Source organism: uncultured Bacteroides sp. (assembly GCF_949298305.1).
Taxonomy (GTDB): domain Bacteria; phylum Bacteroidota; class Bacteroidia; order Bacteroidales; family Bacteroidaceae; genus Bacteroides.
Map to the genome: position 1 here is coordinate 1 of NZ_CASFWU010000070.1, position 21,054 is coordinate 21,054.

At 51.0% G+C, this 21,054-nt stretch carries 11 protein-coding genes; 7 read left to right on the forward strand and 4 right to left on the reverse strand.

The window, feature by feature from the left end; translation table 11 throughout:
- The first annotated feature begins 346 nt into the window (after window positions 1-346).
- The 6 genes from Q1Y74_RS10060 (at window position 347) to Q1Y74_RS10085 (ending at window position 10,756) form a co-directional block, all read left to right on the forward strand.
- On the forward strand, window positions 347-628 hold the full coding sequence (locus tag Q1Y74_RS10060) for a hypothetical protein (RefSeq protein WP_300814153.1): 282 nt from the start codon (window positions 347-349) through the stop codon (window positions 626-628).
- A gap of 134 nt (window positions 629-762) precedes the next feature.
- Window positions 763-942: a hypothetical protein gene (locus Q1Y74_RS10065; RefSeq protein WP_300814154.1), complete on the forward strand. Its 180-nt coding sequence runs from the start codon at window positions 763-765 to the stop codon at window positions 940-942.
- A gap of 708 nt (window positions 943-1,650) precedes the next feature.
- The gene (purL, locus tag Q1Y74_RS10070) at window positions 1,651-5,385 is read left to right on the forward strand and encodes a phosphoribosylformylglycinamidine synthase (protein ID WP_300814155.1); all 3,735 of its coding nucleotides are present in this window, start codon (window positions 1,651-1,653) and stop codon (window positions 5,383-5,385) included.
- A 167-nt stretch (window positions 5,386-5,552) separates the two neighbouring features.
- Window positions 5,553-9,614, forward strand: coding sequence for a two-component regulator propeller domain-containing protein (locus Q1Y74_RS10075; RefSeq protein ID WP_300814156.1), 4,062 nt, complete (start codon window positions 5,553-5,555; stop codon window positions 9,612-9,614).
- An 11-nt stretch (window positions 9,615-9,625) separates the two neighbouring features.
- Entirely contained in the window at window positions 9,626-10,186 is a 561-nt protein-coding gene (locus Q1Y74_RS10080; RefSeq protein ID WP_300814173.1) for a chromate transporter, read from the forward strand.
- An 18-nt stretch (window positions 10,187-10,204) separates the two neighbouring features.
- Window positions 10,205-10,756: a chromate transporter gene (locus Q1Y74_RS10085; protein WP_300814157.1), complete on the forward strand. Its 552-nt coding sequence runs from the start codon at window positions 10,205-10,207 to the stop codon at window positions 10,754-10,756.
- Between the two features lie 462 nt (window positions 10,757-11,218).
- Here the strand turns inward: Q1Y74_RS10085 and Q1Y74_RS10090 are convergent, their stop codons facing one another.
- Entirely contained in the window at window positions 11,219-12,730 is a 1,512-nt protein-coding gene (locus Q1Y74_RS10090) for a family 10 glycosylhydrolase (protein ID WP_300814158.1), read from the reverse strand.
- 903 nt (window positions 12,731-13,633) lie between these two features.
- Here Q1Y74_RS10090 and Q1Y74_RS10095 point away from each other — a divergent pair.
- Window positions 13,634-15,070 carry an Ig-like domain-containing protein gene (locus Q1Y74_RS10095; protein ID WP_300814160.1) on the forward strand — a complete coding sequence of 479 codons (1,437 nt, stop codon included), beginning with the start codon at window positions 13,634-13,636 and terminating at the stop codon, window positions 15,068-15,070.
- Between the two features lie 516 nt (window positions 15,071-15,586).
- On the opposite strand, the gene Q1Y74_RS10100 is transcribed toward Q1Y74_RS10095, so the two are convergent.
- From Q1Y74_RS10100 to Q1Y74_RS10110, 3 genes are all read right to left on the reverse strand, one after another.
- On the reverse strand, window positions 15,587-18,151 hold the full coding sequence (locus Q1Y74_RS10100; protein WP_300814161.1) for a glycosyltransferase family 1 protein: 2,565 nt from the start codon (window positions 18,149-18,151) through the stop codon (window positions 15,587-15,589).
- Between the two features lie 31 nt (window positions 18,152-18,182).
- Complete coding sequence (locus Q1Y74_RS10105) at window positions 18,183-19,844, reverse strand: glycogen/starch synthase (protein WP_300814162.1); 1,662 nt, start codon at window positions 19,842-19,844, stop codon at window positions 18,183-18,185.
- A 775-nt stretch (window positions 19,845-20,619) separates the two neighbouring features.
- Window positions 20,620-21,039 (reverse strand): ATPase, encoded by a 420-nt coding sequence (locus Q1Y74_RS10110; RefSeq protein ID WP_300814164.1) that lies wholly within the window; start codon window positions 21,037-21,039, stop codon window positions 20,620-20,622.
- Window positions 21,040-21,054 lie beyond the last annotated feature (15 nt).

The window sequence follows — 21,054 nt, forward strand, 5'->3', positions numbered from 1 at the left end:
TGGTTCATAAGCGGCCTTCAATTTGACCGCTAAGCTACGAATTCAAATCCGTTTCATTCTAAAGGACTGCTTAAAAGACTGTATTTCAATAATTTCAAAAACCGATTAGCCAACTTTTATTGGACAGTAGTGACCAACAAGAGAGACTGAAGAACATTCCTCCATAAGATAAGTTGCGCCTCGGAAGCAAAAGCTAAAAACTACGTTTTTGCTTTGTACTTCACTCGGTTTGCACTACTTTGGATAAGACAGGCTGCACCTCGGAAGCAAAAGCTAAAAACTGCGTTTTTGCTTTGTACTTCACTCGGTTTGCACTATCTTTGTCCGAAAGAAAGGAGACAAAAAAATGAATACACTGGAAGTGGAAACCCTGCGCCGCGAACTCTTGCGCGACATCTTGGATGTGGACGATTTGGACGTGCTCAAGAAACTGAGACGCTGCTTCAACCGACTGCGCGTCCACAGCACACCCGCCGCCACAGAGACTGAAAACTTGCGCCCCTATACGATGGAGGAACTGAATGCGAGGATTGACGAGGCTGAAGCGGAAATTGAAGGAGGAGAGACCTTGTCCAGCCAAGAACTATTTGAACATTTGGAGAACAAATATCCTTGGCTATGCAAATAAAATGGAGTAAAAAAGCCGGCCGTGCATTGGACACGGCTTTAGCACAAGGCATAGAATTGTTCGGCACCCGCAGCACTACCCTCTTTTATAACAGAGTCAAATCCTACGAGCCCTTATTAGCATCCAATCCATATATGGGGAAAATAGAGCCCCTGCTTGCCGGCAAAAAACGCCACCAATACCGCTCGCTCGTCGTCCACGAGCACTTCAAACTCATTTATTACATCGACCAACCCAACGCCATTCTCTACATCGCCGACCTGTGGGATACCCGGCGCGAGCCATCACGCCTGGCGGGAGAAATCGAAAAATGATACACCACTGCACATGGTTTCAATAGCTAAAATCCAAAAAATATATCCGATATGGTGGCTTCTACATTCGGCAATTCTCCTGACGGTCAAGTCACCAGAAATCAATCTTGTATTCATTTCCTTGCCATTAGCGGCCATTTCATGTATATTGCTGGTATCTCACTCGAATAAAGTGTGGGCTGTTTTCAATCTCATACTTCTTGTCTATTCAATTATTTTTTGGGCGTTTACGACATTATTATTCATGTTTACAACAGGACTTGAGCAATACGTCATACTAAGAAGGTCCGTTTTCTTCATTTCACTCATAAACATAGGAGCCTCTTTGTTCTTTTGGTGGCATAATTGGAAAAAAAGTGTTTTCATGTAAATTAGCAATCCACAGCATAAACCAACGCTTGTTCTCCATAAAAATAATAGCATTTCGTTTCACCCCCCCCAACCTGTTCACACCACTTTAAATAAGATAGGCGGCACCTCGGAAGTAAAAACTAAAAACTACGTTTTGGCTTTGTACTTCACTCGGTTTGCACTACTTTGGATAAGATAGGCGGCACCTCGGAAGTAAAAGCTAAAAACTACGTTTTTGCTTTGTACTTCACTCGGTTTGCACTATCTTTGCCTACGAAAATGGACAAGAGGGAGTAGATTCACCCGAAGCCCTTGGAAATAAAGATATTTATCATTCATTATAGCGCTATCAATAGTATGATTTCTTTCTACAGAACTCCTCAGAAAAGCGTGATTGCCGTTGAATGCGAACACGCTATCTCGCAGGCAGAAAGCGAAAAACTCTGCTGGCTTTTTGGAGAAGCCACCCCCGAAAGTGAAGAAAACCTGAAAGGCTGTTTCGTCGGCCCGCGCCGCGAAATGATTACTCCCTGGAGTACAAATGCCGTAGAGATCACTCAGAACATGGGTCTCAACGGCATTTTGCGCATAGAAGAGTACTTCCCCGTAGCCGATGAAAACGCAGACCACGACCCTATGCTGCAACGCATGTACAAAGGACTCGACCAACAGGTGTTCACCACCAACCGCAAGCCCGAACCCATTGTCCACATCGAAGACCTCGAAGCCTACAACGAACAGGAAGGTCTGGCCCTCTCGAAAGAAGAGATGGACTATCTGAAAAAAGTGGAGAAAGACCTCGGACGTCCGCTGACCGACTCCGAAGTATTCGGCTTCGCCCAAATCAACTCCGAACACTGCCGTCACAAAATCTTCGGCGGTACGTTCATCATCGACGGCGTAGAGCAGGAATCCTCGCTCTTCCAGATGATTAAGAAGACAACACAGGAAAATCCCAACAAAATCATATCGGCCTACAAGGACAACGTTGCCTTTGCCGAAGGCCCTGTCATCAAGCAGTTCGCTCCCGCCGACCACTCGAAGCCCGACTACTTCCAGGTGAAGGACATCAAGAGCGTCATCTCGCTGAAGGCCGAGACGCACAACTTCCCCACTACCGTAGAGCCCTTCAACGGTGCATCAACCGGTACGGGTGGTGAAATCCGCGACCGTATGGGTGGCGGTAAAGGCTCCTGGCCCATCGCAGGTACAGCTGTCTACATGACCTCCTACCCCCGCACAGAAGAAGGACGCGAGTGGGAAGAAATCCTGCCCGTGCGCAAATGGCTGTATCAGACACCCGAACAGATTCTGATCAAGGCATCCAACGGTGCCAGCGACTTCGGTAACAAGTTCGGCCAGCCGCTTATCTGCGGTTCGGTGCTGACCTTCGAACACCAGGAAACAAGTAAACAAGAGACAAGTGGACAAGGCGACAAGGAAGGCCTTGTTGACTCGTCAACTGAAAACTCGTCAACTATTTACGGTTACGACAAAGTGATCATGCTGGCCGGTGGCGTAGGCTACGGCACGCAACGCGACTGTCTGAAGGGCAAACCCGAAGCAGGCAACAAGGTCGTAGTGATGGGTGGCGACAACTACCGCATCGGTTTGGGCGGCGGCTCCGTATCGTCTGTAGACACAGGCCGATACAGCAGCGGCATCGAGTTGAACGCCGTACAGCGCGCCAACGCCGAGATGCAGAAACGTGCCTACAACGTAGTACGCGCCCTTTGTGAAGAAGATGTCAACCCCGTTGTCTCCATCCACGACCACGGTTCGGCCGGACACGTAAACTGCCTCTCCGAGTTGGTAGAAGAATGTGGTGGACACATCGACATGAGCAAACTCCCCATCGGCGACAAGACCCTCTCGGCCAAGGAAATCATTGCCAACGAAAGTCAGGAGCGTATGGGATTGCTTATCAAGGAAGAAGCCATCGAACACGTACGTAAGATTGCCGAACGCGAACGCGCCCCGATGTACGTCGTAGGCGAAACAACCGGCGACCACCGCTTCTGCTTCGAGCAGGCCGACGGCGTGCGCCCCTTCGACCTGGCCGTTGACCAGATGTTCGGTTCTTCACCCAAAACATACATGGTAGACAAAACCGTAGAGCGTCATTACGAAATGCCGACTTACGAACTGCCCAAACTGCATGAATACTTGGCCAACGTACTCCAGCTGGAAGCTGTAGCCTGCAAAGACTGGTTGACCAACAAGGTAGACCGTTCCGTAACAGGTAAGATTGCCCGCCAGCAATGCGTAGGCGAACTTCAGCTGCCGCTGAGCGACTGTGGTGTGGTAGCCCTCGACTATCGTGGTCAGGCAGGTATCGCCACTTCGCTGGGTCATGCTCCGCAAGCCGCATTGGCCGACCCGGCTGCCGGCTCTGTGCTCGCTGTCAGCGAAGCACTGACCAACCTCGTATGGGCACCGCTGGCCGAAGGACTGGACAGCGTATCGCTCTCCGCCAACTGGATGTGGCCTTGCCGCTCACAAGAAGGCGAGGATGCACGCCTCTACACGGCAGTCAAAGCATTGAGCGACTTCTGCTGCGCCCTGCAAATCAATGTGCCTACCGGCAAGGACTCTTTGTCCATGACACAGAAATATCCCGACGGAAGCAAAGTCATCGCTCCGGGCACGGTCATCGTATCGGCTGGCGGTGAAGTGAGCGACGTGAAGAAAGTGGTTTCGCCCGTATTGGTGAACGACCACAAGACCACGCTCTACCACATCGACTTCAGCTTCGACACCCTGAAACTGGGTGGTTCGGCTTTCGCACAGTCGCTGGGTAAGGTGGGCGACGACGTACCTACCGTACAGAACCCCGAATACTTCCGCGACGCCTTCCTGGCTGTTCAGGAGTTGGTGAACAAGGGCCTCATCCTGGCCGGACACGACATCTCGGCAGGCGGTCTCATCACCACGTTGCTCGAAATGTGCTTCTCCAACGTAGAAGGCGGTATGGAAATCAGCCTCGACAAGATTAAGGAAAACGACCTCATCAAGATATTGTTTGCCGAAAACCCGGGTATCGTCATCCAGGTGGCCGACAAGCACAAGGACGAAGTGAAGAAGATACTCGAAGACGCCGGCGTGGGCTTCGTGAAGATTGAGAAAGACGGTGCCACCTATCAGTTCGGCATCGACTACATGCGCGACGTATGGTATTCTACTTCTTACCTGCTCGACCGTCGCCAGTCGATGAACGGTTGCGCCAAGAAACGTTTCGAGAACTACAAGATGCAGCCCATGGACCTGGCCTTCATGCCGGGCTTCACAGGCAAACTGTCGCAATACGGCATCAGCCCCGACCGCCGCACACCGAGCGGCATCCGCGCAGCCATCATCCGCGAGAAGGGCACGAACGGCGAACGCGAAATGGCCTACTCACTCTACTTGGCCGGCTTCGACGTGAAGGACGTTACCATGACCGACCTCGTAAGCGGACGTGAGACACTGGAAGACGTCAACATGATTGTCTTCTGCGGCGGCTTCTCCAACTCCGACGTATTAGGTTCTGCCAAAGGCTGGGCAGGAGCCTTCCTCTTCAACCCCAAGGCCAAAGAGGCACTCGACAAATTCTATGCACGCGAAGACACCCTCTCGCTGGGCGTCTGCAACGGTTGCCAGCTGATGATGGAACTGAACCTCATCAACCCCACCGACGAGAAACGCGGACGCATGCTGCACAACGACTCGCATAAGTTCGAAAGCCGCTTCTTAGGCGTTACCATCCCAACCAACCGCAGCGTAATGTTCGGTTCGCTGAGCGGCAGCAAGCTGGGCATCTGGGTGGCTCACGGCGAAGGCAAGTTCTCGTTGCCCTACGACGAAGACCACTATAACATCGTGGCCAAGTACACCTACGACGAGTATCCCGGCAACCCCAACGGTTCCGACTATTCCGTAGCAGGTATCGCCAGCCCCGACGGCCGTCACCTGGCCATCATGCCTCACTTGGAGCGTGCCATCTTCCCGTGGCAGAACGCCTACTACCCCGCCGACCGCCTGGGCAGTGACCAGGTAACGCCGTGGATCGAGGCCTTCGTCAACGCCCGCAAGTGGGTAGAGGCTAAGAAATAAGGATGCGTCAAGACTTATAGACGGCATCATCAGTCTGTATAACTAATAGAAACGCAGATTCTCGCGGACCATTGATAATTTGCGTCAATCCGCGTCCATCTGCGTTTCTATTTACAGACTGGTTCTATTCCATTCCCCTCTTCTCACATTATCAATTTCCGTCCAATATGAAAAAGCACATTCTGTCAATCCTCATTCTTTGTCTGCTTCCATTTACCGTCCGCCCGCAAATCTACAAATACATCGGCGTGGAAGACGGACTGAGCAACAGACGGGTGTATGCCATCCGGAAAGATACCAAAGGATACATGTGGTTTCTTACCCACGACGGAATAGACCGTTTCAACGGAAAAGACTTCAAACACTATAAGCTGATGGACGGTGAAGAGGAAATCAACTCCACCATGAACCTGAATTGGCTCTACATTGATTCCAAAGGTACGTTGTGGGAAATCGGCAAGAACGGGCGGGTCTACCGCTATGACACCCAACACGACCGTTTCCAGCTGACGTACAAGCTCCCTGAAGCCGGAAACAAAGACCGTCCCACCCCCGTCAGCTACGGTTTTGTGGATGAGAACAGTGTAGTGTGGCTTTGCAACGAAAAAGCCCTGTATCTGTATGACGACAACACACAAAACGTTACTGTCATTAAAAACGAAATTGAAGAATACATTACCGATATCAAACAAATTGACTCTACCCATTACTTTATCGGTACGGATATCGGCATCCACTACGCAGAATTGAAGAACAAGGTTTTAAGGCTGGTTCCCTGCCAGCAACTGGATGACCTTAAAGTACAGGTCAACGAGCTCTATTACCACAAGCCATCCAACAAAATCTTTATAGGCACTTTCCAGCGGGGCATCTTTGTTTACGACCTGAACCTCCGGAAAGCCTTCCCGCTCAACGTCGGCTTGACAGACATCAGCATTAACCGCATCCAGACACTGGACAGAAACGAAGTGCTGATAGCTACTGACGGTGCAGGCATCTATAAAATAAATACTGACACCTATCAGTCAGAGCCCTACATCATTGCGGACTACAACAGCAACAATGCCATGAACGGCAATACCATCAACGACCTCTACATTGACGAAGAGCAACGCATCTGGATTGCCAACTACCCCATCGGCATCACCGTGCGCGACAACCGCTACACCGCCTATCAGTGGATCAAACACTCCATCGGCAACCGCCAGTCGCTCGTCAATAACCAAATCAACGCCATCATTGAAGACCACGAAGGCGACTTGTGGTTCGCCACCAATAACGGCATCAGCCTGTACGACGAAAAGCAGGACAAATGGTACTCGTTCCTCAGCATCTTTGACAAGGACCAGCACAGCAAGAACCACACATTCATCTCCTTGTGCGAAGTGTCTCCCGGCATCGTCTGGGCAGGAGGATACAGTTCGGGCATCTACGAAATAGACAAAAGCAGCAAGCAGGTAAAATTCTTTACCCCTTCGCTAATGGACGACTTGAACACACGCCCCGACAAATACATCCGCTCCATTATCCGGAGTTCGGACGGCAAAATATGGTCCGGCGGCTATTACGACCTGAAGGAAATAGACATAACAAACAAAAGCATACGCAACTTCTACAACCTGAGCGGCATAACGACCTTGGCCGAAAAAGACAGCGACCATCTGTGGATAGGTACGGCCACCGGCCTGTACTTGCTGGAGAGACATACAGGAAAATATGAATACATTCCCATGCCGGTAGACTCCTACTACGTCTACTCGCTGTATCAGAGCAAAGAGGGACCACTCTACATCGGCACCAACAATGCAGGATTACTGATTTATGAGCCTGAAACGAAGACGTTCGAACATTATTGTACGGACAACAGCGCACTTATCTCCAACAACATCTACCACATTCTATCGGACGGCAAGCAGAATTTCTTCCTAAGTACGGAGAATGGGCTGAGCAGTTTCAACCCGCAAGAAAAAAGCTTTCACAACTGGACCAAAGACCAAGGGCTGAAATCTGACCACTTCAACGCCGCATCAGGCACCCTGCGCAGAAACGGAGACCTGATATTCGGAAGCACGGACGGAGCCATCGAGTTCAGCAAAGACATGGTCATGCCGCGCAGCTATCCGTTCAAGATGGTGTTCAGCGACCTGCGCGTATTCTACGAGACTGTCTACCCCAACGACACCCACTCTCCCCTTGTCAAAGACATTGACGAGACCGAGACTCTGCACCTGAAGTATAACCAGAACATCTTCTCCCTGCAGGTATCCGCCATCAACTACGACTACCCGTCCCTCATCCTTTATTCGTGGATGCTCGAAGGCTTCTACGACGGATGGAGCCGGCCCAGCCAGGAGAGCGTCATCCGCTTCACCAACCTCAGTCCCGGCGAATACACCCTGCGTGTGCGGGCCATCTCGAACGAAGACCGCCGCCTCATCCTGCAAGAACGGAGCATGAAGATTGTCATCGAGCAACCCGTCTGGCTCAGCCTGTGGGCCCTGCTGCTTTATGCCGCCATTCTGTGCTCCCTCATCGTCACCGCCATGCGGGTCACCATGATGAAGAAGCAGCGCAAGATTTCGGACGAGAAAATCCGTTTCTTCATCAATACGGCACACGACATCCGCACCCCGCTCACCCTCATCAAGGCTCCTCTGGAAGAACTGGGCGAGGAAGAGCAGCTGAGCGAGAAGGGCCGCAAGAACATGAACATTGCCATGCGCAACGTGAACGCCCTGATACGCCTCACGTCCAATCTCATCAACTTCGAGCGGACGGACATCTACTCCAGCGACCTGCATGTGGCCAGGCACGAGCTGAACGCCTACCTGGAAGAGACCATCAACGTGTTCAGGTCCTACGCCGAGGTGAAGCAGATTGACCTGACCTACACCAGCAACTTCGACCACCTGGATGTCTGGATGGACAAGGACAAGATGGACTCCATCCTGAAGAACCTCCTCTCAAACGCGCTGAAATACACTCCGCAGGGCGGACAAGTGACCATCACCGCCGCCGAAAGCGCAGACACATGGAGCATCGAGGTGAAAGACACGGGCATCGGTGTCCCCGCATCGGAACAGAAGAAGCTGTTCAAGATACACTTCCGCGGCAGCAACGCCATCAACGCCAAGATAACGGGCAGCGGCATCGGCCTGTTGCTGGTATGGAAGCTGGTGCATATCCATAAGGGAAAAGTGGCCTTCAGCAGTGCCGAAGGCAAAGGTTCCACCATCCGAGTGACCTTCCCCAAGGACGAGAAACCCTACCGGAAAGCCATGCGCAAGGCGGCAGACGTCCCCAACACGGAAAACGCCTACCCCAAGGCGGCACCGCCCACCAGCGCCTTCCCCGCAGCAGGAGGCAGCACGCCCAAATCCTTGCTGGCCGAAGCGATGAGCGGAGTGAAGCTGCCCAAAGTACTGGTGGTGGAAGACAACGACGAACTGAAGGAGTATCTGCTGGCCACACTGTCCGACAAGTACAGCATTCAGACCTGCGACAACGGAAAGGCGGCCCTGAGCCTCGTCAAGGAATACCTGCCCGACCTGGTCATCTCGGACATCATGATGCCCGAAATGCGGGGCGACGAACTCTGCCAGATACTGAAGAACGACATCGAGACCTCGCACATCCCCATCATCCTGCTCACCGCCCTCAACTCGGACAGAAACATCATCGAGGGGTTGCAAACGGGAGCGGACGAATACATCGTGAAGCCCTTCAACATCGGCATTCTGCGAGCCACCATAGACAACCTGCTGGCCAACCGCGCCCTGCTGCGGAAGAAGTTCGCCCGCCTGGACATTGCCGCCAAAGAAGAGACGGACGAATGCCCCAACTGCACCAACGACCTGGACCTGAAGTTCATGCAAACAGTAAAGAAGAGCGTGGAGGACAACCTTGCCAACCAGGACTTCAACGTAGACGCACTCTGCAACCTGCTCAACATGAGCCGGACCAGCTTCTACAACAAGATCAAGGTGCTGACCGACCAGGCTCCCGCAGACTACATCCGCCTCATCCGCCTGAACCATGCCGCCCGATTGCTGAAGGAGCAGCGGTACAGCATCACCGAAGTGGCCGAAATGACAGGCTTCAACGACGCCAAGTACTTCCGCGAAGTGTTCAAGAAGCACTTCAACGTCAGTCCGAGCCAGTATGCCAAGGACGGGGGAAACGCCGCGGACGGAGCCCAACAGTCACAACCGGATAACAAACAATCATGAAACAGAGCAATATGAACATCTATTTTGAGAGTTTCCTCATCTTCTTCAAAATCGGGGCATTCACCATCGGCGGAGGCTATGCCATGGTGCCCCTCATCGAAGACGAGATTGTCAAGAAGCGCAACTGGATTGCCAAGGAAGACTTCATCGACCTGCTGGCCATCTCGCAGTCGTCGCCGGGCATCCTGGCCGTCAACATATCCATCTTCATCGGCTACCGCCTGCGGGGCATACGCGGCAGCATCGTCACCGCCCTGGGCACCATCCTGCCCTCGTTCCTCATCATCCTGGCCATCGCCCTGTTCTTCCACAACTTCAAGGACAACACCGTCGTGGAGCGCATCTTCAAGGGCATCCGTCCGGCCGTGGTGGCACTCATAGCCGCCCCCACGTTCAGCATGGCCAAGTCTGCCAAAATCAACCGCTACAACCTCTGGATACCCGTCGTCTCCGCCTTGCTCATCTGGCTGCTCAGATTCTCCCCCATCTGGATTATCATTGCAGCCGGCATAGGCGGCTACCTGTACGGCAAGTGGAAAATGAAAAACGGGAAAACAGAAACGCATGTCTAAAAACATCATATCACAACCATGATTTATCTCCAGCTATTTTATACCTTCTTCAAGATTGGCCTCTTCGGCTTCGGCGGAGGCTATGCCATGCTCTCCATGATTCAGGGCGAAGTGGTGACCCGCTACGAGTGGCTGACCCCGCAGGAGTTCACCGACATTGTAGCCATCAGCCAGATGACCCCCGGCCCCATCGGCATCAACTCCGCCACCTACGTGGGCTTCACGGCCACGGGCAGCGTCTGGGGCTCCATCATCGCCACCTTCGCCGTGGTGCTGCCCTCGTTCATCCTGATGCTCACCATCAGCAAATTCTTCCTGAAATACCAGAAGCACCCCTCGGTAGAAGCCGTGTTCAGCGGTCTGCGTCCGGCTGTCGTGGGATTGCTGGCCTCGGCCGCCCTGGTGCTGATGAACACCGAGAACTTCGGAAGCCCCAGCGAAGACACCTATACCTTCGTAATCAGCTGCATCATCTTCCTCATCACTTTCGTGGCCACCAAGAAATACAAGGCCAACCCGATACTGATGATTATTGCCTGCGGCATAGCCGGACTGCTGCTCTACAAATAAGGGATGAACGGCAGGCGCGCAGGGACATGGAAAGAGGCATTTGCCTTCCGCCGGACCGGCGCTTGCATTACGCTTGCCGGACGCTTGCACGGTCCGTGCTCAACGCTTGCACGGAGCACGGTGGATGCTTGCATGGTCTAAGCGCTGATAATCTGAGGGTTGAAAGAACTCCCCACACGATGGATGCTTTGCCCCCGGCCAAGCCGACAAAAGGGCACAAAAAAGCCCCCTCTCCTACCACATCATTGAGAGGGGGGGCTCAACGGCTATTGAGAGGGGGGTCTCAAGCCCTATTCAGAGGGGGTTCTCAAGCCCTATTCAGAGAGGGTTCTCAATACCTATTGAGAGGCCCCTCTCAACGACTATTGAGAGGGGGCGCTCAATAAGGCTGCCTCAGAAAGCGGACAGGCAGTATCCTCTGTGTGGCATTTCTCTTTATTCCGATGCAGCCTCGTCAGCAGGTCAGAGTTTCACTTTCTTGGTTACGGACTTCGACTCGTTGTGCAGACGGTCGAGGGCCGTAATGACATATTGGAATCTGGTCTTTCCGTCCTCGTAGGGCAACGGGTAGAAGGTGTCGCGCGTGATGGCAACAATGTGCGACGGGTCGTCAATGTCCACCTCCTCGTCCGCGCCGAAGCGGTAAACCACATACTGCACGGCACGGTCCATCTCGTCCTTATACTTGGGCGCCGTCCAGAACAGCAGGTAGCCGTCTGCCGTCCATACAGGTTTTACCTTACGCACTTTGCCCGGAGCCTTGTCGTCCATAAAATCAAACACGGGTGGCAAAGCAGGATATTTGTGATATTCGGCAATCAATGCGTCGCGGTATCGCCCCTGGTTCTCCACCACAGCCGACGCATACCACTGGCAACTGCCGCCTATGGTCTGATAGGCCCGCTGCAAGGCCATCTTGCGGGGAAGCTGGTTGATGGTAGGGTCGGTCGGGTCGGTATTCTGCACCGTATTCTGCACCGACTGGCCGATGAACAGGGGACGGTTCTCGCTGTTGCGTGCCCACCACTTCACCAGTGTTTCGTAGTCGGCCACCGGATGCCCGACGTGCCAGTATATCTGAGGGATGTTATAATCTATCCAGCCGTTGCGCGCCCACAATAACACATCGGCATAGAGGTCATCATAGTTCTGCAGCCCCTTGGTCCTGCTGCCCAGCGGATCGCTGCTCTCGTTGCGGTAGATACCAAAAGGAGAGATGCCGAACTTCACCCAGGGCTTCACACGACGAACGGTATCGTGAATTTCCTCAATCAGCATATTCACGTTGTGGCGACGCCAATCCCCCTTGCTGCTGAATCCTTTTCCATAACGGGCAAAAGTGGCGTTATCCGGAAAGTCCTGTCCGTTGACCGGATAAGGATAAAAATAGTCGTCCATGTGGATGGCATCCACATCGTAGCGCGAAACGATGTCCATCACCACCATGCAAATATGGTGGCGGCTTTCGGGCAGTGCCGGATTGAAATAAAGCTGATTCCCATAGGTGACAAACCATTCGGGATGGATATTGTACAGATGAGTGGGCGCAATGCCGTTCTTCAACGAAGTCAGAGCCCGGTACGGATTAATCCAGGCATGGAACTCCATACAACGTTTATGACACTCGTCAATCATGAACTGCATGGGATCCCAATAAGGGTCGGGAGCCTGCCCCTGCACACCGGTCAGGTAGCGGCTCCAGGGTTCCAGCTGTGAAGCATACAAAGCATCTGCCTCGGGACGCACCTGGAAGATAATGGCATTGATACCCGCCTTCTGCAACGAGTTCAACTGGTCAATGAGGGTCTGCTGCATCTTCTCGGCAGACATACCGCGAAATTGTCCGTTCACAACCTGTATCCAGGCACCGCGAAATTCACGTTTGGGGTATCTGCCTGTCTGGCTTGGATATTGTGCCGTTGCTCCCAAGCAGAAGAGCAAAGTCCATGCACACAAAAAGAGTCGTAATCTCATGTTCTAAATCTAAAAATCAAAAACTATTCAATTAGGTTTCACAAGTGCTCAACTTGCCAGTTGACAAGGCTTCAGTCAACAAGTTTTCCAGGTCCGGAATGCCCAGTTGGATAAAATGCCACTTGAAACGGCTCGCTACAAACGCCTTGTCAACCCGTCAGCTTGCTGCTCGTCAACTGCAACTTGAGCTTGCGAATTGAAAATCGACAAAGTCAAAGTTGAGCTATTCAAAAAATGCGCATAAAAGTACTCCTTTTCTCTCAGGTAAACCCTTGCTCTACCAAAAGTATAACAAATCTTAACCAGCTTCTCCTGCGTCTCAGATTCTCACTTCAAAAGTGTGATTTCACCCCGACCTCCAACGCACTACAATACAGGACTGCTCCTCTCCTATGCGATTGCCCGGCGTGACGATTTCCAGGTTTTATCATTACGCCCCCCCAATGAGAGTCGAATCCGCTCTACCGGCAACCAGACGGCCATAAAACACATCAACAAATAAGACAATTTAGGTTTCGCAAGTTTATCAATCGGTTGTTGTCAACTTAAGTATCGGATTTAATATTTCTCTGGTAGTTAAGAAGTTAAGAACTCAAGTTTCGCAAGTGCGAAACTTGCAGGAGTTAAAGGAGTTAAAAGGAGTTATCGCCCACCAAGGTGGGCTTAGGAGTTAAAGCCGATAGCTCAATGGTCGGTATCCTTTTCACAAAGGCATTGGCTTAACTCCTGACAGAGCAAAGCGAAGTGATAACCTCTTAACTTCTAACAAAATATCGAACCCGAAACTTGAGTCGTTTAAATGTTATAATTGAGCACTATAAATTTAACACGTTTATCGCTATATCCCTAATATTCAATGAAATATTTAATTGATTATATCGAATTCACGTTAATTTAAATATTATGAAGACACATGTATGGTTATTGTTCCTGGCAGTGACGAGCCTGTTGCTGGCGGGATGCAACGAGACGAATGATCCAATGGCTATCGGAGTGAAATCGGTGTCGTTGGACAAGACGAGCAAAACGCTGTTGGTTGGAGGCACGGAGCAGCTTGTGGCTACGGTTCTGCCGGAGGATGCCGTGAACAAGACGGTGGTCTGGAGTTCGGATGCGGAAGACGTGGCGTCGGTGGATGCATCGACGGGGTTGGTGACGGCGCTCGAGGCCGGGACGGCGAAGATTACGGCAACGACGGAGGATGGAGGCTACACGGCCTCCTGTGCGGTAACGGTGACAACCGATATGGAGGCGTATCTCAAGGCGCTGCTGCTGGAGGATTTTGGCCAAATGGGGCTCTCAGCGGACTTCTTCAGCGATAACCATTGGACCCTGGACAATGCGTTGGAGAATTGGAACGGAATCCGTGTTTCGGGAGGTCCTGACGATTATGGATTGTCGATTGACCTGGAAGGCCAGATACTGGGGGGGACGTTGTGCGACGAATTGTTCCGGCTGCCGGGATTGACGGAACTGGTCTTATCCGGATGCAAGCTTTCGGGGCCGATTCCGGAGAGCATCGGGGAAGCTACGCGGCTGGCCTCTCTGAATCTCGGGAATAATGATTTTACGGGGCAACTGCCCTCCTCATTGGGGAAGCTGGCCAACCTTCTGCAACTGGATGTGAGCGGCAACAAGCTCACAGGAGCTGTGCCGGAGGAGATGAAAGGATTGGACAACTATCCGAAATTCCGCTTCAATCCCCAACAGGAGGGTTATGAGATTTCGGAAACGGGGACAGGCGATACGGACAAGGCGGCCCTGTTGTCGATTGTGGAGGCATGGGGTGACGATGCTCCGCAGATAATACAGGATTCCTGGACGGCGGAGAATGCGGTTACGAATTTTTACGGCGTCGAGGTGAACGGGCTGGGTCAGGTCGTGGCCTTGAATCTGAGGTCTCTGAAGATTTATGCGCTCCCCGACATGTCGGCCTTAACACAGTTGAAAAGATTGGATATGTATGATAATGAACTGTGGTATTTCCCTGCCTGGATAGGCAACCTGACGAACCTTCAGTATCTGGACCTGGGGTACACCGTCCTGCTCGGCCAGTTCCCGACGGCAATCTGCAATCTGCCCAACCTTAAGCATTTGTATTTGGCGAAAAACCTCCTGAGCGGCGAGATTCCCGCTGAAATCGGCAATATGTCGAACCTTGAGGCCTTGGATCTCTCTTCCAACGGATTCACCGGCCAGATTCCCGCCACGATCAGCAACATGTCGAATCTCAAGGTTTTGGATCTCGGTTCAAACCTCCTCAGCGGCCAGATTCCCGCTGAATTCGGCAATCTGACGAACCTTCAGGGCTTATATCTGTCTTACAACAGAGCGGAATGATTCCCGATGAGGTATTGAACCACCCGAATTTCTACAATTGGCATCTTACGCCGCAGAATGACGGTTACGGGTTCGACAACTATCCTGCCTCTTCGGGGCAGAGCAGGGTGCAAAGCCAGAATGACCGGACGGCGGAGAAGGAGGCGGTGGGCCCGGCCCGCAAGGCGGAGCTCCGCAAGCGGATATTACACAAGGGCCGATAACGGGAATTTCTTCCGGTTGTCGGTTCATCGGCCGACTTCAAAAGAGTATTGGAACGGACAGCTTACGCCGACAACTTATTTTCAGTCAATCCCTGACGAGTAATCGCCAGGGATTGTTGTTTATAAAAAGTTTTGTTGTCCACCAGGTCCGTCCCCCCCAAAAAAGAATGCAGGAAATGAGCAATGGCAGAAAAGTATTTCCGTACACCGATATAATGCAAAAGAGGCTGTCCCAGCTTTCCGGGGCAGCCTCTTGATAGCTATGTCATGTGCCGTACAGCCTCATCTCATAGATGCTGTACACCTGCAATTATCAGACAAACCAGCGCACATAGCAGAAATCCTGACGATGAGGCAGATCTGCATTCTTCGGGAACATACGGTAGGAAACTTTGAAGCTACCTGCATTCTCCAGTTTATGTTTCACCTGGAACGTATACAAATCGCCATCTTTCTTGACAACATCAAACGGTTCTACCGAATAGATGTGCTGCTTTCCATCAGCCGAATTGTACGTAGTCACCAGTTCCAGACCGATAGCGTCATTCAGACCCTTCTCGTCGATAACATAAGTGATGGTGTACTCCTTACCGCTTTCAATGGAGCCCTTCACCAGTTCTTCAGTCTTCTCGCAAGAAACAATTTCGATGCTGTCCCACTTCTCTACTACCGATTCCTTCCAGGCGGCAATTTCTTTAGCCTTGGCGTAGTTGTTGGCAGCCAGGATGTGGAAGCGTTTGGCTTCCTTATTGTAGAACTTCTCGTAATAGTCGTCAAGCTGACGCTTCATGGTGTAATGAGGAGCAATCTTGGCGATGGAGTTCTTGATAGTCTTGATCCAACCTTCAGAATAGCCCTTCTTGTTGCGGGCATAGTACAGCGGCAGGATTTCAGTCTCCAGTATGCTGTAAATGGTAGCGGCATCCAGCTGGTCCTGATGTTCCTGGTTCTGGTAAGTACGCTTCTCGGTCAATGCCCAGCCGGCACCTTCGCGATAGCCTTCGAGCCACCAGCCGTCGAGTACAGAGAAGTTAACCACACCGTTCATCAACGCCTTTTCGCCAGATGTACCCGATGCTTCGAGGGGACGGGTCGGCGTATTCAGCCAGATGTCAACGCCAGATACCAGACGGCGGGCCAGTTGCATGTCGTAGTTCTCCAGGAAAATAATCTTACCCAAGAACTCCGGACGGCGGGAAATCTCGATAATCTTCTTAATCAAGCCCTGACCGGCACCGTCGTGAGGATGAGCCTTACCTGTAAACAGGAATTGTACAGGATAATCGGGATTGTTCACAATCTTAGACAGACGTTCCAAGTCGGTAAACAGCAGGTGTGCACGCTTGTAGGTGGCGAAACGACGGCCGAAACCAATCAGCAAGGCGTTCGGATTGATTTTGTCCAGCAAAGAAACAATACGCGAAGGATCACCTTGATTCTTCAGCCAAGTTTCACTATATTGCTTACGCACATAGTCAATCAGCTTGTTCTTCAATGCCATGCGGGTCTTCCATATTTCCTCGTCGGCCACGTTATAGATGGCTTCCCAGATTTTGGGATTGGACTGGTCATACCAGAAATTCTCATCAAAGTGAGCGGCATACAACTGTTTCCATTCAGTAGCGCTCCAAGTGGGGAAGTGTACACCATTGGTCACATAGCCCACATGCATTTCTTCAGGGAAATAACCCTTCCAGATGGGAGCAAACATCTCCTGTGACACTTTGCCGTGCAACCAGCTTACGCCGTTCACTTCCTGTGAAGTGTTGCAGGCGAATATAGACATACAGAAACGCTCGCCCTTGTCGCCGGGGTTGTTGCGGCCCAAGTCCATCAGGTCATCCCAGCTGATGCCCATACGTGACGGATAACCGCCCATGTACTTGCCAAAGAGACCTTCATCGAAATAGTCGTGGCCGGCAGGAACCGGAGTATGTACGGTGTACAGAGACGAAGCGCGCACGAGTTCGATAGCCTGATCGTAAGTAAGTCCCTCGGCTACATAATCACAAATACGCTGTACGTTAATCAATGCGGCATGGCCTTCGTTGCAGTGATAGATGTCCTTCTTGATGCCCAGCTTCTTCAGCGTCAACATACCACCGATACCCAACAGAATTTCCTGCTTCAGACGATTTTCCCAGTCACCGCCATAAAGCTGGTGGGTGATGGAACGGTCAAACTCGCTGTTCATCTCGTTGTCCGTATCGAGCAGGTAGAGGGAGATACGGCCCACGTTGACTCTCCATACGAAAGCATGTACGTAGTAGTCCAGATAAGGCACGTCTACAATCACCTGATTGCCGTCGGCATCCAACACACGGTCGATGGGCAGCTGACCGAAGTTCTGAGCTTCGTAGTTGGCAATCTGCTGTCCGTCCATAGACAACGTCTGAGTGAAATATCCGTAACGATAGAGGAAACCTATGGCACACAGGTCGACATTGCTGTCCGACGCTTCTTTCAAATAGTCACCGGCAAGTACTCCCAAACCGCCGGAATATATCTTGAGGACATGATTCAAACCATACTCCATGCTAAAGTAAGCTACAGACGGACGTTTCTTATCCGGCTCTACATCCATGTAAGTACGGAACTTGGAGTAAACGTCTTTCATTCTGCGAAGAATCACCTTATCGTTCGCAAGCGCTTCGAGCTTGGCATAGCTCATACGTTCCAACAAGAGGACAGGGTTCTGTCCGACTTCTTTCCAAAGAGCAGGGTCAAGGTCTCTAAACAATTCGGTAGCTTCGTAATTCCACGACCACCAAATGTTACGTGCCAATTCAGACAAATTCTCCAGTTGGGCAGGAATGTGAGACTTTACATTCACGTCCTTCCAGTTCGGAGTGTTTACATTACTAACTTTAATCTTCATTTGTATGATAACTTGATTGATTAATAATTCTTCAGCCTAACAATCGCTTCATGGCATTGCGGAGGGCAATGTCGTAAGCCTCGTAATAATATTGGATAAAGTGTTTCCACAAAGCCTGTTCAGCCACCTTGGCCGCCCGTTTGCGGATTTCCTTGATTTCATTTTCATTCTTGGCAGAAAAAGCGGAAATAGTATCCTTGATGCCATCTGCCACTTCAGAATAATTATAGTCCGAACGGTGCAGCACTTCCACGCCGTCGTCTATTCCGTGCTGATTCTTCAGCCCTTTCACCCACAGGCCGAACCCGGCAAGGTCGGTCGTGATGGTAGGGACATGGAAGGCTACGCTCTCCAGCGGGGTATAGCCCCAAGGCTCGTAGTAAGAAGGATAAACACTGAGATCCTCACCTATAATGATGTCATAATAATGTTTGTTCAAGATGCCGTCTCTGCCATCCAGGTAGCAAGGTACGAAAATAACTTTCACTTGATCCTCCTTGCTGTTGCCCATTCCCAGGTATTTCAGCATATCCAGCACCTGGTCGTGAGTCATGTTGTGCAGCCAGTGAGTGATGAAGGGACACTCCAACGGAGTATCAAATTTCTCCTTTTTCTTCATTCGGTCCAGTAAATCCTCGCGCGGATCGCCAACCCAACTTGGCACGTTGACAAAGGCCAAGACCTTCTTTTTCAAATTCTTGTCACGGTTCAGGCGGTTCAATGACTCCAGGAATACGTTAATACCCTTGTTTTTGAACTCGTATCGCCCGCTTGTACCTACAATCAGCGTATCATCATCCAAATCATCTCCCAACAAACAATTTGCCAACCGAAGCATCAAAGCACGGGCACGTTTCCGCTTTCCTGTATATGTGGCACCTTTGGGTACAAAGTCATCTTCAAATCCGTTCATCAGGACCACATCGGCCGACTTGTCGAGCAATTCCTTACATTCGTTGTTCGTAATTTCACTGACAGTCGTAAAACAGTCCACATAATGAGCCGTCTGTTTCTCAATGGAATGCTTGGACTGCATGTTCAGCTCCTGAGCCATCTGGTCACCATTGTATGCAAACAGATAGTCGTACAAAGGTTTATCGTTTCCAGCAATAGAACGACCAATGGAAGTGGCGTGAGTGGTAAAGATGGTGGCAATCTCAGGGACAGCACTCTGAAGATACAAAGCCCCCATACCCGTCATCCACTCATGCGCATGGAATATGACTTTATCACTCTCTGACAGATTGAAACGGTAAAAGCTTTCTACCACCTTTCCAGCCGCATAAGCAAACATGGAAGCTTCATCATAATCGCCATAGGCATGCAGAGAATCGACCTGATAGCGGTTCCACATCTCCGTATAAATTTCGTTTTTCTTTTCAAAGAATGGTTGGAAGTCAACCAGAATGACAATAGGCTCGCCCGGAATGTTCCAGCGTCCTACACGCACGGACAGTTTATCTTTAAGAATGGCGTGCATCTTCCACGCCGCACACAGATTGTCAGATTCGATAAACAAAGGATTCTCTTTACCCTGCCAGAAATCAGGTCCTATGAAAAGCACTCTATCATGGAATTTTGCCTGCAAAGTATTGGCTCTTGTAGACAAAACCGTATAGATTCCCCCTACTTTATTACACACTTCCCAACTTGCTTCGAAGATGTAATCGGGGGTCATTAGTTCTTTAGCCATATACGTTTATATCTTAATGTGGCTGCAAAAGTACATATTATTCTTTGAAAAATAGCCTTTTAATCGAAAAATATAATCACAGATGTACAAATATACCTTTATAAAAGAGGAATGGAAGGAAACACAAAACACCTTACAAACAGGTAGCGGAATCAGGTGAAATTCCCGGAAAGACACCTGAGCACTGCCCAAGTCCCTCCATAAGCCGCCCAGGCCCGCAGTCGGACGGCCCAAGGGAGACACCCCCCCAACGTTGCCTGCACGGGCGGAGAGGCGGCAAACGCCAGGGACTGCCGTAGCCGGGCCGGGCAAACCCGCTGCCTTTCACCGTCCAAAACACCACCTTTAACAACCCAAGACGCCACCTTTGACCACCCAAGGTGCTACCTCTGTTTCTATCAGAAGCCTTTTATCTGAAAAATAAAAGCCTTTTATCTGAAAATTAAAAGGCTTTTAATTGATAATTAAAAGGCTTTCATTTATACATTAAAAGCCTTTTATTTGTGCATTAAAAGGCTTTTAATTATACCCAAGGTACGCCCTTTTTCTGCCAAAGGTGGCACCTTGGACAGCCTTTACCAGCACTTTAGCCCGGCTTCCGCCCCCACCCGGCCCATGATGCAGGACGGATGAGGATGAAAACCGGGACAAACACCGGCAGCAAAGCGGATGACTCTCCGGCTTACGAACTGCCCATAAAGGACAAGGCCCGAACAAGGATAAGCCGGAGCCTATCCTTGTCGGGCCTTGAAACAAACAACTTCTGTAACCGATATTAAACCATCAATGCTGCCACCAATGCCAAGATAGCATAGAATTCAGGCAGAGCGGCGTAAATCATGGTGTTAGTCTGTACATCGTGTCCCTGAGAGATTCCCACAATACCGTTGGCACAAATCTGTCCCTGACGGATAGCGGAGAACAGACATACCAGACCTACTCCTAAACCTATACCCAACATCAGAGGGCCTTCAGTAGCAAAATCGCGTCCCATAGACATCAAGAAAGCCACAAAGCCATAAAGACCCTGTGTAGCAGGAAGAGCCGAAAGAATCATGTAACTGGCCGACTTGGAAGGATCTTTCTTCAATGCACCTTCAGCTGCATTACCAGCGATTGTCGTACCAAAGCAACTACCAATACCTGCCAGGGCCAACATCAGGCCCAAACCGAGATAACCTAAAATTTCATTCATAATGTTTCAGTTTTT

Bases quoted from the DNA above. Each gene is read 5' to 3' on its own strand.
- Q1Y74_RS10060 (WP_300814153.1), top strand. From the start codon at position 347: ATGAATACACTGGAAGTGGAAACCCTGCGCCGCGAACTCTTGCGCGAC.
- Q1Y74_RS10065 (WP_300814154.1), top strand. From the start codon at position 763: ATGGGGAAAATAGAGCCCCTGCTTGCCGGCAAAAAACGCCACCAATAC.
- purL (WP_300814155.1), top strand. From the start codon at position 1,651: ATGATTTCTTTCTACAGAACTCCTCAGAAAAGCGTGATTGCCGTTGAA.
- Q1Y74_RS10075 (WP_300814156.1), top strand. From the start codon at position 5,553: ATGAAAAAGCACATTCTGTCAATCCTCATTCTTTGTCTGCTTCCATTT.
- Q1Y74_RS10080 (WP_300814173.1), top strand. From the start codon at position 9,626: ATGAACATCTATTTTGAGAGTTTCCTCATCTTCTTCAAAATCGGGGCA.
- Q1Y74_RS10085 (WP_300814157.1), top strand. From the start codon at position 10,205: ATGATTTATCTCCAGCTATTTTATACCTTCTTCAAGATTGGCCTCTTC.
- Q1Y74_RS10090 (WP_300814158.1), bottom strand. From the start codon at position 12,730: ATGAGATTACGACTCTTTTTGTGTGCATGGACTTTGCTCTTCTGCTTG.
- Q1Y74_RS10095 (WP_300814160.1), top strand. From the start codon at position 13,634: ATGAAGACACATGTATGGTTATTGTTCCTGGCAGTGACGAGCCTGTTG.
- Q1Y74_RS10100 (WP_300814161.1), bottom strand. From the start codon at position 18,151: ATGAAGATTAAAGTTAGTAATGTAAACACTCCGAACTGGAAGGACGTG.
- Q1Y74_RS10105 (WP_300814162.1), bottom strand. From the start codon at position 19,844: ATGGCTAAAGAACTAATGACCCCCGATTACATCTTCGAAGCAAGTTGG.
- Q1Y74_RS10110 (WP_300814164.1), bottom strand. From the start codon at position 21,039: ATGAATGAAATTTTAGGTTATCTCGGTTTGGGCCTGATGTTGGCCCTG.